Below are 15607 nucleotides of genomic sequence, written 5' to 3'. Positions count from 1 at the left end.
AAGGATTTCCCATGAACCAAGAAAAAATCGTGATAATTGGTGGCGGTGTATCGGCTATGACTGCTGCACTGTATTTAACTGAGCAACCTGACTGGCAACAGCATCGAACTATCACAGTATACCAACAAGGCTGGCGTTTGGGTGGTAAAGGAGCAAGTGGTCGAAATGCGGCTAGCGGGCAGCGTATTGAAGAGCATGGCTTACATGTTTGGTTTGGTGCTTATGTAAATAGCTTTAAAACAATAGAAACGGTTTACACTAAATTACAACGGCCAGCCGATTCACCTTTATCTACATGGCAGCAAGCATTAAAACCGCATAGCTTTATAGCCTTAGAAGAATATATTGATGACCAATGGCAAACATGGCCAATTGATTTCCCATTACTTGCAGGGAATCCTGCTGATGGAAGTTTAGATATAACGCCATGGGATTTTATTAAAATGACCCTAGCTTGGCTAAAAAAGTGGATATTTGATTTACAGTCAGCAGCAAAAAAAGCTAATAAAAATATACAATTAAGTACAAAAAAAACACGAGATCAATCTTTATTACGGCACTTGCACCAACAAATAACAGATTTGGTTGATGATACCGAAGATGCTTGGCGAGATTTTGCTGATGATATAAAACAATATTCGAGTGAAGTTGCTTCTACTCCAAGCTTATTAATAAATACATTAAATAAGTTTGCCCACGCCGACAATACATTAAACCCCCAAGCCTATAAGAAAAAAGATGGCCTTGTTATTTGGTATATAGTTAGAAAGCTAAAGCGCTGGCTTAATAGCGAAATGATTGAGTTGTTAGACAATAATGCGCAGCTTAGACGATTATATATTTGCGCAGACCTTGCTATCGCAATGCTAGTTGGTTTGGTAAAAGACAAAGTATATCGAGAAGGGTTTGAGGTTATAAATAAATTTGATTTTAGGCAATGGCTTATAAGAAATGGGGCAAATGAGCAATACAGTGCTAATTCGGCGCCTATAAGAGGGTTTTATGATTTGGTGTTTGCGTACCCTGCGGGTGACCTAAGTAAGCCTAATGTTGAGGCTGGTGTCGCATCACTGGCTATGTTACGCATCGCGCTGTGTTACCGCGGAGGGATCATGTGGAAAATGCAAGCGGGGATGGGCGATGTCATCTTTGCTCCCTTATACGAACTACTAAAAAAAAGAGGGGTTAAGTTTGAGTATTTTCATCAATTGCAAAACCTGACTCCCAGCCTAAGTGAGCAAGGAGAGAGTTTTGTCGAGACCGTTGAACTTCAGCAACAAGTTTCTTTGCTCGCAGACGCAGAGTATCAACCACTGGTTAATGTTAAAAAACTACCTTGTTGGCCAAGTGAACCACTTTATGCGCAAATTAATAGTGAACAAGCCGCACTATTAAAGCAGCATGATATTAATTTAGAATCTTTTTGGTCAGACTGGCCGTCTCAATACGAAAACCATTTTGGGCAGCCACTGCCAATAAAAAAATTAAACTACAAAGAAGATTTTGACAGAATTGTGTTGGGTGTATCTGTGGCGTCACTTGAGCACGTATGCCCTTCATTATTAGCGTGGGATACTAAATTTGCAGCGCAAGCAAAGCAAGTCAAAACGGTGGCAACCCAAGCTGCCCAACTATGGCTTAATAAAACAGACGAGCAATTAGGCTGGCAATATATTCCAAAGAGTAAAGAAGGCCCAATTCTAAGTGGCTTTAGCGAACCATTTGATACGTGGGCGGCAATGATGAATTTAGTCGACAAAGAGCAGTGGCCTACTGATTGCCCTCCTAAAAACATTGCTTATTTTTGCAGTGTTTTTCCTTGTGAGTACTATCCACCAAAAAGTGAATATCAATTTCCTCTACAGGCTAAATCGCAAGTAAAGGTAAATCTAGAAGCAATACTAGAAAAAAACATGCAGTCCTTATGGCCGCTTGCATATCAAAATAATGAGTTTGACTGGTCTGTATTATATGAAATATCGTCATCAGGGGATGAACGATTAAATGCTCAATACTGGCGAGTAAACGTTGACCCAAGTGAGCGTTATGTTTTGTCAGTTGCTGGTTCAAGTAAGTATCGACTGGCGACAGATGAAACAAAATTTACAAACCTTTTTATTACCGGTGATTGGATTAAAACGGGTGTTAATGCCGGTTGTGTTGAAGCGGCTGTTATGGCAGGTATGCAAACAGCCAGAGCAATGGTGGGTTACCCACAACACATTAGTGGCGAAAATGCATTTGCAGTTATCAAAAATTAAAATACTCTTCCAGCACAGCTTTAATCGGTTGATTAGTATATAGTTAAACATGTTGTTTACATTTATTTAGCGCAAAGGTCACGTGAAATGAAAAATAAAGGCAAGCTTCTCAATAAAAATATATGGTTGGTATGCTTACCAGGCTTTTTACTGCCACTGCAGGCGAAAGTAGTGGTAGAGGGTAAAAGTGATGACCAACCGAACATGGAAATCATTGAGGTTTATGCGCAAAAAAGAGCGCAAAAAATTGAAGAAGTCGGCATTTCTGTAAGCACAATAAAAGGGGACGATCTCAAAGCGCAACACGTTAAAGACTCAACAGAGTTATCTGTATTTGCCCCAAATTTAAAAATTAGTCAAAACGCAGCGGAAGGCACACCACCAGCGGTTAATATTCGTGGCGTAGGGCTAGTTGATTATAACACAGCTAATACATCGCCGGTGGCGATGTATGTGGATGATATAGCCGTGGGCTCTGCCAGTAACCAAATTGTAAACTTATTTGATATTGAGCAGATTGATATTTTGCGTGGCCCTCAAGGAACTTTATTTGGTCGAAATTCCACTGGCGGGGCTATTTTAATCCGCTCTAAACGCCCTGAGTTTGAACAAAGTGGTTATTTAAGTACTGGTATTGCTAATAACAACGCGACCAGTGTTGATGCTATGTTTAATTCAGCTATTGGAGAAAACACAGCCGTTCGTGTTGCGCTAAACCATCAAAATTATGATTATTCTACAAACAATATTTTTGCTGATTCACCAACAGCGGGGATGCGGCAAACAAATGGTCGAGTATCTTTTTTAGCTGACTTTGACACTGTGCAGTTTTTGATAAAAGGGCATATTTCCGATTGGGATGGCATAGTTCAGCCTGTTGGCAGTATTGGGGTTATTGCAAACCCATTAACAGGAGAGCGATGCTCGCCAGCACAAGCAGGTTCAACCACTTGTTTTGATAACTTTGGATTTAATGATGGCAGTGATGATTTTTATACAGTAAGCGTTAATAATCATTCGCCACATAAAACCGATGGTAAGGGGGTTAGTGCCCATGTTAATTGGCAATTGGATACACACAATGAGCTTATTTCACTAACTAGCTATAACAAGTTAAAGCGTGATCATGCCTTTAACTGTGATGGCTCTCCAGCACGGTTATGTGAAGGTAATTTAGGTTTAAATACTGATTTAGTAACGCAAGAGTTTCGGTTGCAATCTCAGCTCGCAGAGCATTTTCTTACAACGGGAATTTATTATGCTGATGAGTCTATTATTCAAGACAATGTAAATGATATTTTACGAGATTATCGAGGCATTTTAGCGACAGATTTAACCGCTACTTTTTTCTATGATAATAGGATAAAAACAAAGAGCATTGCAGCGTTTACCCAACTTGACTATCAATTAAACCAAGATTGGCTAATTACCGCTGGGCTTCGTTATTCTTATGAGTCTTTAGATTACGACTCAACATCCCAGCTTAATATTATTTTAGACCCTAACGATTTAACCGGAGTTAAGGTGCCATTTTATCGTGTTCAGGGAGAGCAATCAGATAATGGCATCTCTGGTCAGTTGGCTGTGAACGTTAAGCTGGATGATGCAACCTATGCCTATTATCGATTTGCTAATGGCGCAAAAAGCGGAGGCTATAACGGTGGGTTTTTATCATCGGTTGAACAAGCAAAGCTTGCTGATTATCAAAAAGAACGATTGAACTCACATGAAATTGGCTTAAAGTCTTGGTGGCCACAGTTGGGCATGCGATTTAATTGGGCTGCATTTTATTATGATTATAATGACCAACAGGTGTTTATGAATCAGCCTTCAGTATCTGATCAGAGCCCGCCTATTCAATTATTAGAAAATGTGGCAGATTCGATTATATATGGCCTAGAGGCTGATTTTGAGTATTGGCTGACCGATGATTTGAATGTTAAGTTTGCTATGGGTTATATACCCCATGCAGAGTTTGAAGAATATGTTGATCCTTTAGGTAACGCATTATCAGATAATCGCTTGCCGTTTACCTCAAAATGGAACCTCAGTGCAAGCATTGAATACACGCACGTGCTGGCTAATCACCCACTTACAACGCAATTATTAGTTGATTATCAATCCGACTACTATTTTGATCAGAATCAAAACCCTTATGCTATGCAAGATGGCTATAGTATTTTTAATGCAAACATACATTATCAACATGATAACTGGGCGATTGCTATTTGGGGGAAAAACCTCTTTGGTACGCAATATAGTCACTTAAAATTTGATTTAAGCTCTTTCCTTGGCATGCTTGAAGACTTTAAAGGTGAAGGCAGGCGTTTTGGTTTAGATGTTAGTTATCAGTTTTAATTTTAGTCTTTAAATTAAGGTGCGAAGTATGCCAATGAAGGCAGTTCTAAAGCTATTTTTATATTGTGTATTTTTGTGCTTTAGCAATTTAGCGCCGGCAGATACACTCGCTCCTATTGTTTATACTTTAAAACAACAAGATACTGATTTGCTCGGTCAGGGTCATGTATTTCAGGTAACGAGTGGTACTTTTCCCCGTAACCACAGTGAAATAGAAATGTGGCTTGAAGATAAACAACCACAATCAAGAACATCGTTTTTTGGTGGTAGTTTTTGGTTTGTCATAGCACTTGAAAATAAAACAGACTTAGATGAACTGGTGCTCTATCCGTATAACACGTTACTTTCAAAAATCGAAACCCGGATTTATGATATATCGAACTTTGATGAACCAATAAAGCAGTATGTCACTGGGGGGCTTTACCCAAATGAGTTTGCATTTCATTATGGGAATAAAGTTAAGCTGGCGCCTAATCGTTCTTACGTATTAATTGCAAAATTTCAAAGTGAATATTTTTATACTCCACCAAAATTAGTGCTTTCATCTTATGACGATTTTTTTGTAAGAAAAACCTCAGACAACATGATTATGTTGCTGTGCTTTGGGGTTGGTATTGCGTTAGGTTTATACAATTTTCTTATTTACTTGGGGGATAGAGATAAAACCCATTTGTACTACGCCATGTTCACAGCATGCTGGGTGTTGGCTTGGAGTCAGTTTTTTCATATACCGGATCAAATTTTTGGTTTTTACAATGCCCATTTTCATTGGTTAGGTTTTACTTTAATTCCCATCACAAATATTTTATTTTTTAACAGCTTACTTAAATTAAAAGACACGTCTCCTAAGTTATCTCGATTATCAATCTACTTAGGCATTGTTGCCACAGCAGGCGCACCTTTTGCAATGGTTTGGCCTGGTTTTGGCTTTATTTGGGCCACTTTAGTGACAGGGGCAACTTTATCTTTAGGTATGGTTGTTGGTATACGAAGCTGGATCAGTGGCTTTAAGCCGGCTCGCTATTTTGTTCTCGCCTATTTGGCTATGGCCATTCCTAATATGGTTGGCAATTTAACTAATCTAGGACTTATTGAGCCAATAAAAATGGATCTCTATTTACTTGGACTTATTGGCACAGCGCTCGATGCAGTATTACTTGCTTTTGCTGTCGCAAATAAATTCAGTATTTTGCATCATCAGAATGTTGAACTGACTAAAAATTTGGAACACAAGGTCGAACTGCGTACCCAAGAGTTACAACAATTGGCGGAAGAGCTTCGTGATGCAAGTGAAGCTAAAAGTCGATTTTTAGCTAACATGAGCCATGAGATCCGCACCCCAATGACATCCATTATTGGTTATGCTGATGGGATAATTTTAGGTGATATACAGCCTCATGAAAGAAATCATGGGATCAGGGTGATTTTGCAAAACAGTCGTCATGTACTTGGGCTAATTAACGATATTTTGGATATGTCGAAAATTGAGGCTAACCGTTTAGAGATAGAATTAGTTGAAACGGATTTGTTTGCCACTATTGCTGAAATTGAATCATTACTAGGAAAGCAAATCCGCGATAAAGGCTTAAAATTCAAAGTTGATTATCAATTTCCATTACCAGATTGGATAGTCTCAGATCCAACTCGACTTAGGCAAATATTATTAAATTTAGCAACCAATGCACTTAAATTTACTACCCAGGGCTACATAATGCTGACGGTGAGTTGCAATCAAAAGCAACTAATAATTAAAGTTGAAGACACCGGTATTGGTATGACCGAAAGCGAGCAAAAAGACCTATTTACTCCCTTTCACCAAGCTGACTCGTCAATTTCTCGTAAATACGGTGGTACTGGACTTGGCTTAAATATATCAAAAAGCTTAGCAAATAAACTAAATGGCGATATTACTGTATTTTCTGTGGTAGGTAGGGGTAGCGAGTTTTGCTTTACTATGGAGTTAAATACAACTGAACATACACAATGGGTTAACGCATTTGACGATATACGTAAACCACAAACCAAAGAGCTATTTTTAAATAATAGTCAGCGAAATTTAGTGGGTAGAGTACTTGTGGCTGAAGACCATCCAGAAAATCGTCAGCTTATTAAGCGAATTTTAGAGCGGATGGGGTTAACCGTTGTCGCCGTTGAAAATGGTCGAGATGCAGCGCAAGCAGCGATGGATGAAAGCTTCGACTTAATTTTATTAGATATTCAAATGCCAATTATGGATGGTGAGCAAGCAATTAAGATTATACAAGCAACAGGGGTAACAACACCCATTGTGGCGCTCACTGCTAACACGATGAAGCATGAAATTGATCGCTATTTAAAACAAGGTTTTACTGATCATATTGCCAAACCTATAGATAGAAGCTGTTTTAGTAGTAAAATTGCAAGTTATCTTGATATTGATATATGCGAGAACATTAAGCTACCCGATGAGGAGTTTGCACTACTCAAGCAGGAATATATTAAAGGGTTAAATAAACAAAAAGACACGTTAGTGTCTCAATTTAAGCAGGGTGATATAACGGGTTTTGCACGCAGCGTGCATATGATCAAAGGAACGGCTGGAATGTTTGAATGCAAAGCTTTGTATAAACAGGCTGTTGATTTTGAAACAAACTTAAAGTCTTCACCTGACGCTTTCGACATACAACAAGTTGAGGCTCTACTCAATGCGATTGACGTTATTTTAACCGTTAAAAAAGCACCTTAAATTTTACATTTTATCGTTGAATAACCGCTATACGCTTTGTTATGAAGACAAGTAGGGTTATGCATGCTTAAATATATTCTCTTGTAGGAGGACGTATGCAGTATCAACATATTAAGGTGCCAGACAATGGCGACAATATTCACATTGATGATCAAGGACAGTGGCATATACCCGAACAACCTATTATTGCCTATATTGACGGTGATGGGGTTGGTTTAGATGTGATGCCAGTAATGCGTCAAGTAGTGGATGCTGCCATAGAGCATTGTTATGGCAAGGAACGTAAGATACATTGGATGCAGGTGTATAATGGTGAACAAGCGGCCAAGCTTTATGATGGTGACTGGTTCCCTCAAGAAACCATTAATGCGGTACGTGAATGCAAAATTGCTATAAAAGGGCCGCTAACCACACCTTTAGGCGGCGGGTTTCGCTCTCTTAATGTTGCGCTTCGCCATGAAATGGATTTATTTGTTAATATGCGCACTATAAAAGGCTTTAGTGCTTTACCCACGCCATTAAAAAACCCTTTTACCACTAATATTACTGTGTTGCGCGATAGCAGTGAAGACGTATATTCAGGAATTGAATGGCAGGCGGGGAGTGTTGAAAGTGAAAAAGTGCTCGATTTTTTGTGTGAAGAAATGGGCGTAACCCGTCTTCGTTTCGCTCAAGAGTGTGGTATAGGGATTAAAAATATATCTAAAGAAGGGTCAGAGCGATTAATACGCTTTGCCATTAATTATTCCCTTAAAAATGAGAGAGAGTCACTTACGTTAGTACACAAAGGTAATGTTCTTAAATTTACCGATGGGGCGTTTAAACGCTGGGGCTTTGCGCTTGCAAAACAAGAATATAATGCCAAAGAACATGAAAATGGGCGTTGGCTTGAAATACAACGAACCAATTTACCCCCCTTGATTATTAAAGAAGTGATTGCCGATAATATGTTGCAGCAATGCTTGATGGATCCTGCGCAATTTGATGTGGTGGCTACTACAAATCAAAATGGTGACTTTTTAGCCGATATGCTCAGTGCACAGGTTGGGGGGGTAGGGATTATGCCTGCCGCCAATTTAAATACTGAGGTGGCTTTTTTTGAGCCGACACATGGCACGTTCGAGCGAATAGCTGGTCAAGATAAGGCAAACCCGAGCAGTAGCATATTAAGTGCAGTGTTAATGCTTAAGTATATGGGATGGGTTGAAGCGGCATGTTTAATCGAAAACGCCTTAGAAACTACATTTGCCAGTGGGCAGGTAACTTTTGATTTGGCTCATTCAAATCATAACTCGACAACCTTAAGCTGCAAACAATTTGCTAGTAAGGTTATCGAGCACTTTTAAACGACTGCATTGTTAAGCTGCTGAAGCGTTAGTGGCTGCTTGACGATGAACACATGGACGCTCTGTTAGCTCTGCTGCTCTGTGATAAAGCTCATGTGCACTTGGCTCGTCACATACAGTGCCACTGAGCGTGTCCATTAACGCAACTACAATAATGGCAGGTACTTGACAGCAGTATTCATCTAATACGGCTTCAGTTGTTTGTGCATCAACATGGCAATGAGGGTGGCTTTTACGTTGATAGGCACTCAATAAAGTGTTTACGTCAAGAGTATCGTTTTCTTGATGTTTATTTTTACGACATTTACAGCCGAATTCATCAACTAATGTGGCAAGTGACTGGTAAACGTGACCCGTCTCAAGCGGCGTATTTGGGCATAATTGTTGTTCAATGAAGTGATGTAAATTTGCATCAATGAATAACCCGTCTTGTTGTGTGAAGCTTGCTGATGTTTGCATAATTATTACTCTTAGTTTGTTGGCTTAACTTCACTGTAGCGCTAAGTATAATATTAATGAAATTGTTGTTTTCAATAATTGATATTGATTTAATCAATATTTTAATGTGTTATCTATCAACCACTGTATTTGCGAACGCTAATAACTCACGTCTAAGCCATTGATGCGCTGGTGTGTGGTGTAATAACGGGCTCCAAATCATTTTTACTTCTATAGGGACGACCTGAAATGGTACTGGGCTAATCACTAAATTAGTATGACTGGTTAATAGCTTTGCTTGACGACGCGGCAGCGTAGCTATGAGTTGCTCAGATTGACACAGTAAGCTGGCAATCATGTAATGGCGAGTAAATACGCGTATTTTACGGGTTTGTTCTAATTGCCACAAAGCTTCATCTACCCAGCCTAATTTTTGTTTTCCTGACTTATTGGTCACTGCGGGCTCAGGCCCCCAGCCTGCGCGGTTAACCCATATATGTTCGCTTTGTAGGTATTGATTTAAGTTAGCATGCGTTAAAAAATCATTTTTTGGGTGGGTTAAACAACAATAATTATCTCGCCATACAGTCGCTTGATGAAAAGAGCGCGGCAGACCATTAAAACGATTTATTGCCAAATCGATAGTCCCTTTTTCCATATCTTGTAAATTTACATCACTGGGACTGAGCACATCAAAGTCAATGCCCGGGTTTTTAGCTAGTTGCTCGCAAATAAAGGGGGCAATTAGAGTCGATTCTAAATAATCGTTTGCCATGATACGAAATGTAACCTGTGCAGTTGCTGGGTTAAAATGCTCACTTGGCTGAGTGATCTCCTCTGCCATTTTAAGCAGCGCTTCAATTTCAGGTTTGAGTGACAGTGCTTTGGCTGTGGGAGTCATAGAGCCCGCAGCTCGTACCAGCAAAGGATCATCAAATAAATCTCTTAAACGTTTTAACGCATTACTCATCGCTGGTTGAGTTAAAGCAAGCTTATTAGCTGCTTTTGATACGCTTTTTTCATCTATTAATACATTTAAATAGACGAGTAAATTGAGGTCGACATTTCTTATATTCATATGATCAATTTTATTTATTTGCTGTATTAATTACCTAAATTAAAGTGTGCTTGCTAAGGTGTAAACCTCTAATAAAAAATAATCAGCATAATTGCTAAAAATAGAAGCGCCTAAATCATGCCAAGCACGTCATTAACCTCTCAACATAATCCGGTACAAACCGTGGTCGCCACTAAGTTAGCCCGAGCGATATTTGCAGGCTTTGAGGCTATGTTTGCACAATTTTTAAATATCACCTTAGGGGCACAAAGTCGCTTTGAACAACGCCAGTATCATGAGGTGCAAGCAGCAATGCGAGAGCGCTTACAAGTGTATGAGCGCTTAGTAAAGCAAGTAAGTGAAGCCGTTAGAGTGATTGCTTATGATGAATTGGATTGCCCTCAAACATGGCAGCGGGCAAAAAATATTTATGGTGAGATGGTAAAAGAGCATGAAAACCAGCCCATTGCGCATACATTTTTTAATTCTACTTTTGGCGCTATTTGGGATGATAAAAAAATTCGCACAGTTCACTTATTTGTATTAAAAGCAAAATACCGAGGGCAGCCGCGCTCTTATGAAGCGCTTGTAAGTCGTATCTCCTTAAAAGAAGGGTTTGATCAGGCAATTAAAGCCTTATTAAATGAGCAAGTGTTTAGAGTCCCCTTTAAAGATTTAAGTAGTGATTTAACTAAGTTACAAGCAACGTTAACGCAAGGTGCTCAGCAGCAATGTCGACAAGTATACGAATTAATAAACTTAAATGATGGTTATATCGAATATGCTAACTCGCATTTTTATCGCAATAAGGCGTGTTATGTCATAGGGCGATGTATTGCCAAAAATGGCGATAACATGCCTTTTGCAATTGCAATTTTAAATACCTCTGACGGGCTTACAATTGATGCTGTAATGATGGGGGCTGATCAACTAAGCTTATTATTTGGCTTCGCACGTACCTATTTTATGGTAGATACCGACCAACCTGCCCGTTATGTTGACTACCTCAGTGTGTTAATGCCTCACAAACAACGTTTTGAATTATTCAATGCGATTGGTTTCATCAAACATGCCAAAACCGAGTTTTATCGTTATAAGGTAGATACGACTAAAAGTAGTCCCGAGGAATACACGTATCATCTAGCGCCAGGGACTCCGGGTATGGTGATGCTAGTTTTTACCATTGACGGCCTAGATTATGTATACAAGGTAATAAAAGATAAGTTTAGTGCCCCAAAAACAGCAACTAAACAACAAGTAAAAGATAAATATAACTTTGTAAAACAAGCTGACAGAGTAGGGCGATTAGTTGACACTCATGAGTTTAGATACCTTGCATTTGACTTAAGCCGTTTTAGTGATGAACTGCTAATAGAAATGAAAAAACACATTGGCGATAGCTTAGTCATTTCCGGCAAAGCCTTAATACTAAAGCATGTTTACGTTGAGCGAAAAATGACACCGCTCAACCTGTATATCAATCAATGTAATAGTAAATCACTTCAGCAAGTGATGCTTGATTATGGTAAAGCGATAAAAGAGCTTGCCAGTGCAAATATTTTTGCTGGTGACATGCTGATGAAAAACTTCGGCGTAACACGTTGGGGGCGAATAGTATTTTATGATTATGATGAAATTTGCCCTCTCACCGATTGCAATTTTAGAGACGTGCCAAATACACAAAACGCGTTAGAAGAATTAAGCTCACACAGCTATTTTGATATTGACCAAAATGATATATTTCCCAGTCAATTTAAAGTGTTTTTTAGTGCCAGTAACAGTGCGTTTAACCACTTTAATCATTACCATAGTGATTTATTTACGGCAAAGTACTGGCAAATGATCCAGCAAGGAATTGAGCAAGGCCAGCTTCCAGATGTATACCCTTATAAGCAAAGTTGGCGTTTTAATACTATGTCAGTAAATTAACGCTGAGTTGGTTTCTTCAGGCACAGTTAACACGATAAGGATTATGATGAAATTTACTATATTCGCTTGCTTAGTTTTATTGCCATACTCTGTATTTGCCAATCCCCTATTAGGTACGTGGGAGTTTGTTCAAGGAAAATACGCGGTAGAAGATGGGTTTGTCAGCGCTAAAGCCCCAGAGATAACTTCAATCAAATTAGTAACAGCAACACACTTTAGCTATATCACAGAAAAAAATGGCCAATTTAGTTATGCTGGTGGTGGCCAGTACCAATTAACCGATGGGCAATTTATTGAAACCTTTGAGTATGGCAATATTGCATCATTGATGGGTAAAACCATGGCTTTTGATTATAAAGTTGAAGGGAATTTGTGGCATCATTCTCTTACAGAAAATGGCCAGCTAGTTGAAGCCGAAGTGTGGCGAAAAATCAAATAAACCCAATACAAGGAGACTTATGCAGTACATTTCACATCATGAGCAGCAGTTAGCGTTTTCGAAAACCGATAAACCAAAGGTTAATAACAATGAAGTGCTAGTAAAAGTGGCAGCGATTGGGGTTAACCGCGCTGATTGTATGCAGCGTCAAGGTAAGTATCCTGCTCCTGAAGGGGATAGCCCTATTTTAGGACTTGAGTGTGCAGGCACCGTGTGTGAGCTTGGCAGTGAGGTAGACCCTAAATGGCTCGGTAAGCGTATTTTTACTTTATGTGCTGGTGGCGCTTACAGTGAATACGTCGCAGTAGATGCGCAGCAGTTAATGATATTGCCCGATCATATCTCTATGGCGCAAGGTGCCGCTATAAGCGAAGTGTATTTAACAGCCTTTGGTGCGCTATTTGAATTAGGCAAGTTACAATCAGGGCAAACGGCGCTTATTCATGCCGGTGCCAGTGGTGTTGGTGGGGCTGCTATTCAAATGGCAAAAAGTGCTGGTGCACAAGTAGTGATTACCGCGGGTTCGGATGAAAAGTGTGAACATGCTAAAAGGTTGGGTGCTGACCACGTAATTAATTATAAAACCACTGATTTTGTTGAGTATATGAAATCAAATAAGCTAACTGCAAACGCAATTGTTGACCCTGTTTCTGGTAGCTATTTAAATAAAAATGCTATAGTGGCCGCGATGGATTGTCAGATTATTATGCTGGCATTTTTAGACGGGCGCTTTGCAGAGGTAGACTTTGCACGTTTATTACAAAAGCGGATTTCGTTTCATGCATCAACGCTACGTAATCGCAGTATTGAGTTTAAACGGGCTCTGAGAGATGCCTTTGTCGCGCGTTTTTATGATGATATTGCCAATCAGAACTATGACTTTAATATTTATAAAACCATGTCATGGCAGCAAGCCAGTGAGGCTCATGCCATTTTAGAGGGTAATGAAAACTCAGGTAAAGTTGTGCTACTGGTTGAATGATATAAGCAAGCACAGCGGGATTAATATTGTTAATTAGGCTGTGCGCCCATATAATTTAGTGAACACTATAAAATATTAAGGCAAATAATGAATCCAATTATTGCAATATTAAAAGAGCACAACGTTAGTGATGAAAAAGTAGCTGCGTTGTTTGAAGCATTTACCCAAAACCCAATGATGGCCATGGCATTAGTGCAAGAGCTGGGTATACCACCTGAAAAGCTTCAGCAACTAATGGCTGTGGTGATGACTCAACCGCATTTGATTAAAGAAGCCACTGATGAATTAGGTCTTGATTTTGCAAAAGTACAAGAAGCGAAAGACAAGTTAAATCAGCAGTAAACCACCTTTAGAGACATGTTTTATGCATGTCTCTATCATTAAACATGTTTTGTTACACACTCCTTTGAACGGCTCTGCGTTTATACAGTCAAATAAATACTTAACCCATAGCAGAGACAAAACATGAAGCGACTTTATAAATTTTGGAAAAATAATCGTTCTTTAATTGTATTCATTATTTTAATGAGTGTGTTTCGAAGTGCCGTCGCCGATTGGTATGAAGTACCAACAGGTTCTATGAAACCGACTATTGAAGAAGGCGACCGAATCCTTACCGATAAAATGGCGTATGATTTACGTATACCATTCACGCATGTATCCCTGTTGAGAATGGGGGACCCACAAACTGGCGATATTATTGTATTTGACTCGAAAGTAGCGGATAACCGTTTGATTAAGCGAGTAATAGGTGTACCTGGAGATACTATTGTACTTGAAAATAATGAACTCATAATCAACGGCGAAAAGCTTAATTACACACATTTGCAAAGTAATACGACTGCTTCAGATAAAATAGAAAACTTAAATGGTTATAAGCATTCAATCCGCGTTAGTAATACACCATCACGTTTATCGAGCTTTGATGAAATAACAATTCCTGAACACTACTATTTAGCCATGGGTGATAACCGTGATAATAGTGCTGATTCTAGAGTAATAGGGCTTATCCCACGTGATGAATTACTAGGTAAAGCCGAGCGTGTGATTGTATCGCTTGATTACGATAACTATTATTTACCTAGAACAGAGAGATTTTTAAAACCTTTAGAGTAATAGAACTGCTGTTAGCAAGGCTAACCATAAGGTGTTAGCCTTAATTCGTTGTGATTTTTCTAGTCTATATCAATTGAATACGCTTCGAGTAGCTCATTTAGCTTAGTTTGCTCTGATGCATCGAACTCGATACCAACACTAAGGCGATTCCCCTTCATTTGATTATTTCTGATATAGGACGTGACTATGACAGACTTATTGTCTATCGGTGACAAAATATGCACAAATACTTGGCGTTTTTTTAGCGCTACAAATCCAGAGCTTACATGTATCGCAAAACGGCAGCCACTGGGTGAAATATCAATGATTAACCCATGCAATAAGCTCTTATTATCGGCGTCTATATCACCTTTGTGTAAACTTATTTTAGCTGGAATATGAGTCGGTAGTCTGCTAGTTTCACGTAATTGACGGCTTTCGATTTTTTTAGGGTACGCTAGATAAATTAACCGTTCAGGGCGAAATGAAATCGCTAATATACTGGTAGAAAAAGCCACACATTCACCGCGCTCATCTTCGATGATATAACGAACAATGGCGCCATTACCTTCAACTAAAATATCGCTGTAGTCGTTTTTACCTGCTTGAGCAGGGTATTTTAATATTAAATATTTACCGGTGTCGTAGCCGATTAAAGTGAGTTTAAAGCGAACCTGAATAGGGTTGTTAAATTGTATATCAATTAATTTCCCTGGAAGTAAATCGAGGAAAAACTTTTTTTGATCTTCAGTTGCTTTCTCTTCAACAGTGGTATTATTTTTATTCGCTTCCACAAACTCTTTCTCAATATTAACAGACGCTTAATTATCTTTTAATATAGTGTAAAAATCACTAGTATTAAAGAGGGCATTTAGAATTAGGTATTAATACTTTATGCTCGTTCTAGTAAGTATTTCAGCTATTCACGGGGTTTTATCTACAGAAATGTTGCTATTTTAGCAACAGGTAAACATTAA

Annotated in this window: 12 protein-coding genes; 9 read left to right on the top strand and 3 right to left on the bottom strand. The window is 39.0% G+C overall.

The window, feature by feature from the left end; all coding sequences use genetic code 11:
• Positions 1–11 precede the first annotated feature (11 nt).
• From ACNSN3_RS07840 to icd, 4 genes are all read left to right on the top strand, one after another.
• Entirely contained in the window at positions 12–2261 is a 2250-nt protein-coding gene (locus tag ACNSN3_RS07840; RefSeq protein WP_418606921.1) for an NAD(P)-binding protein, read from the top strand.
• Between the two features lie 87 nt (positions 2262–2348).
• The gene (locus tag ACNSN3_RS07835) at positions 2349–4619 is read left to right on the top strand and encodes a TonB-dependent receptor (RefSeq protein ID WP_418606919.1); all 2271 of its coding nucleotides are present in this window, start codon (positions 2349–2351) and stop codon (positions 4617–4619) included.
• Between the two features lie 28 nt (positions 4620–4647).
• The gene (locus ACNSN3_RS07830; RefSeq protein WP_418606918.1) at positions 4648–7344 is read left to right on the top strand and encodes a 7TM diverse intracellular signaling domain-containing protein; all 2697 of its coding nucleotides are present in this window, start codon (positions 4648–4650) and stop codon (positions 7342–7344) included.
• A gap of 95 nt (positions 7345–7439) precedes the next feature.
• Complete coding sequence (icd, locus tag ACNSN3_RS07825; RefSeq protein ID WP_418606916.1) at positions 7440–8690, top strand: NADP-dependent isocitrate dehydrogenase; 1251 nt, start codon at positions 7440–7442, stop codon at positions 8688–8690.
• A 12-nt stretch (positions 8691–8702) separates the two neighbouring features.
• Here icd and ACNSN3_RS07820 read toward each other — a convergent pair whose 3' ends face one another.
• Both ACNSN3_RS07820 and ACNSN3_RS07815 read right to left on the bottom strand, forming a co-directional pair.
• Positions 8703–9149: a hypothetical protein gene (locus ACNSN3_RS07820; protein WP_055012570.1), complete on the bottom strand. Its 447-nt coding sequence runs from the start codon at positions 9147–9149 to the stop codon at positions 8703–8705.
• Between the two features lie 109 nt (positions 9150–9258).
• Positions 9259–10206 carry a LysR family transcriptional regulator gene (locus tag ACNSN3_RS07815; protein ID WP_418606915.1) on the bottom strand — a complete coding sequence of 316 codons (948 nt, stop codon included), beginning with the start codon at positions 10204–10206 and terminating at the stop codon, positions 9259–9261.
• Between the two features lie 117 nt (positions 10207–10323).
• On the opposite strand from ACNSN3_RS07815, the gene aceK reads away from it, so the two are divergent.
• The 5 genes from aceK (at position 10324) to lepB (ending at position 14651) form a co-directional block, all read left to right on the top strand.
• A complete protein-coding gene (gene aceK, locus ACNSN3_RS07810; RefSeq protein ID WP_418606913.1) occupies positions 10324–12114 on the top strand; it encodes a bifunctional isocitrate dehydrogenase kinase/phosphatase in 1791 nt (596 codons plus the stop codon).
• Between the two features lie 46 nt (positions 12115–12160).
• Positions 12161–12553 (top strand): hypothetical protein, encoded by a 393-nt coding sequence (locus tag ACNSN3_RS07805; RefSeq protein WP_010390199.1) that lies wholly within the window; start codon positions 12161–12163, stop codon positions 12551–12553.
• A gap of 19 nt (positions 12554–12572) precedes the next feature.
• Positions 12573–13535 carry a zinc-binding dehydrogenase gene (locus ACNSN3_RS07800; protein ID WP_418606912.1) on the top strand — a complete coding sequence of 321 codons (963 nt, stop codon included), beginning with the start codon at positions 12573–12575 and terminating at the stop codon, positions 13533–13535.
• 87 nt (positions 13536–13622) lie between these two features.
• Positions 13623–13877: a DUF2999 family protein gene (locus ACNSN3_RS07795; RefSeq protein ID WP_008113615.1), complete on the top strand. Its 255-nt coding sequence runs from the start codon at positions 13623–13625 to the stop codon at positions 13875–13877.
• A gap of 123 nt (positions 13878–14000) precedes the next feature.
• The gene (gene lepB, locus ACNSN3_RS07790; RefSeq protein WP_138622367.1) at positions 14001–14651 is read left to right on the top strand and encodes a signal peptidase I; all 651 of its coding nucleotides are present in this window, start codon (positions 14001–14003) and stop codon (positions 14649–14651) included.
• Between the two features lie 59 nt (positions 14652–14710).
• On the opposite strand, the gene ACNSN3_RS07785 is transcribed toward lepB, so the two are convergent.
• Positions 14711–15424 (bottom strand): flagellar brake domain-containing protein, encoded by a 714-nt coding sequence (locus tag ACNSN3_RS07785; RefSeq protein WP_055012566.1) that lies wholly within the window; start codon positions 15422–15424, stop codon positions 14711–14713.
• Positions 15425–15607: the final 183 nt, after the last annotated feature.

The sequence above is a fragment of the Pseudoalteromonas sp. US3C1004 genome (assembly GCF_048401065.1).
GTDB lineage: Bacteria > Pseudomonadota > Gammaproteobacteria > Enterobacterales > Alteromonadaceae > Pseudoalteromonas > Pseudoalteromonas undina.
The sequence above is the reverse complement of the archived record's forward strand: the minus strand, read 5'-3'. Positions and strand labels throughout refer to the sequence as shown.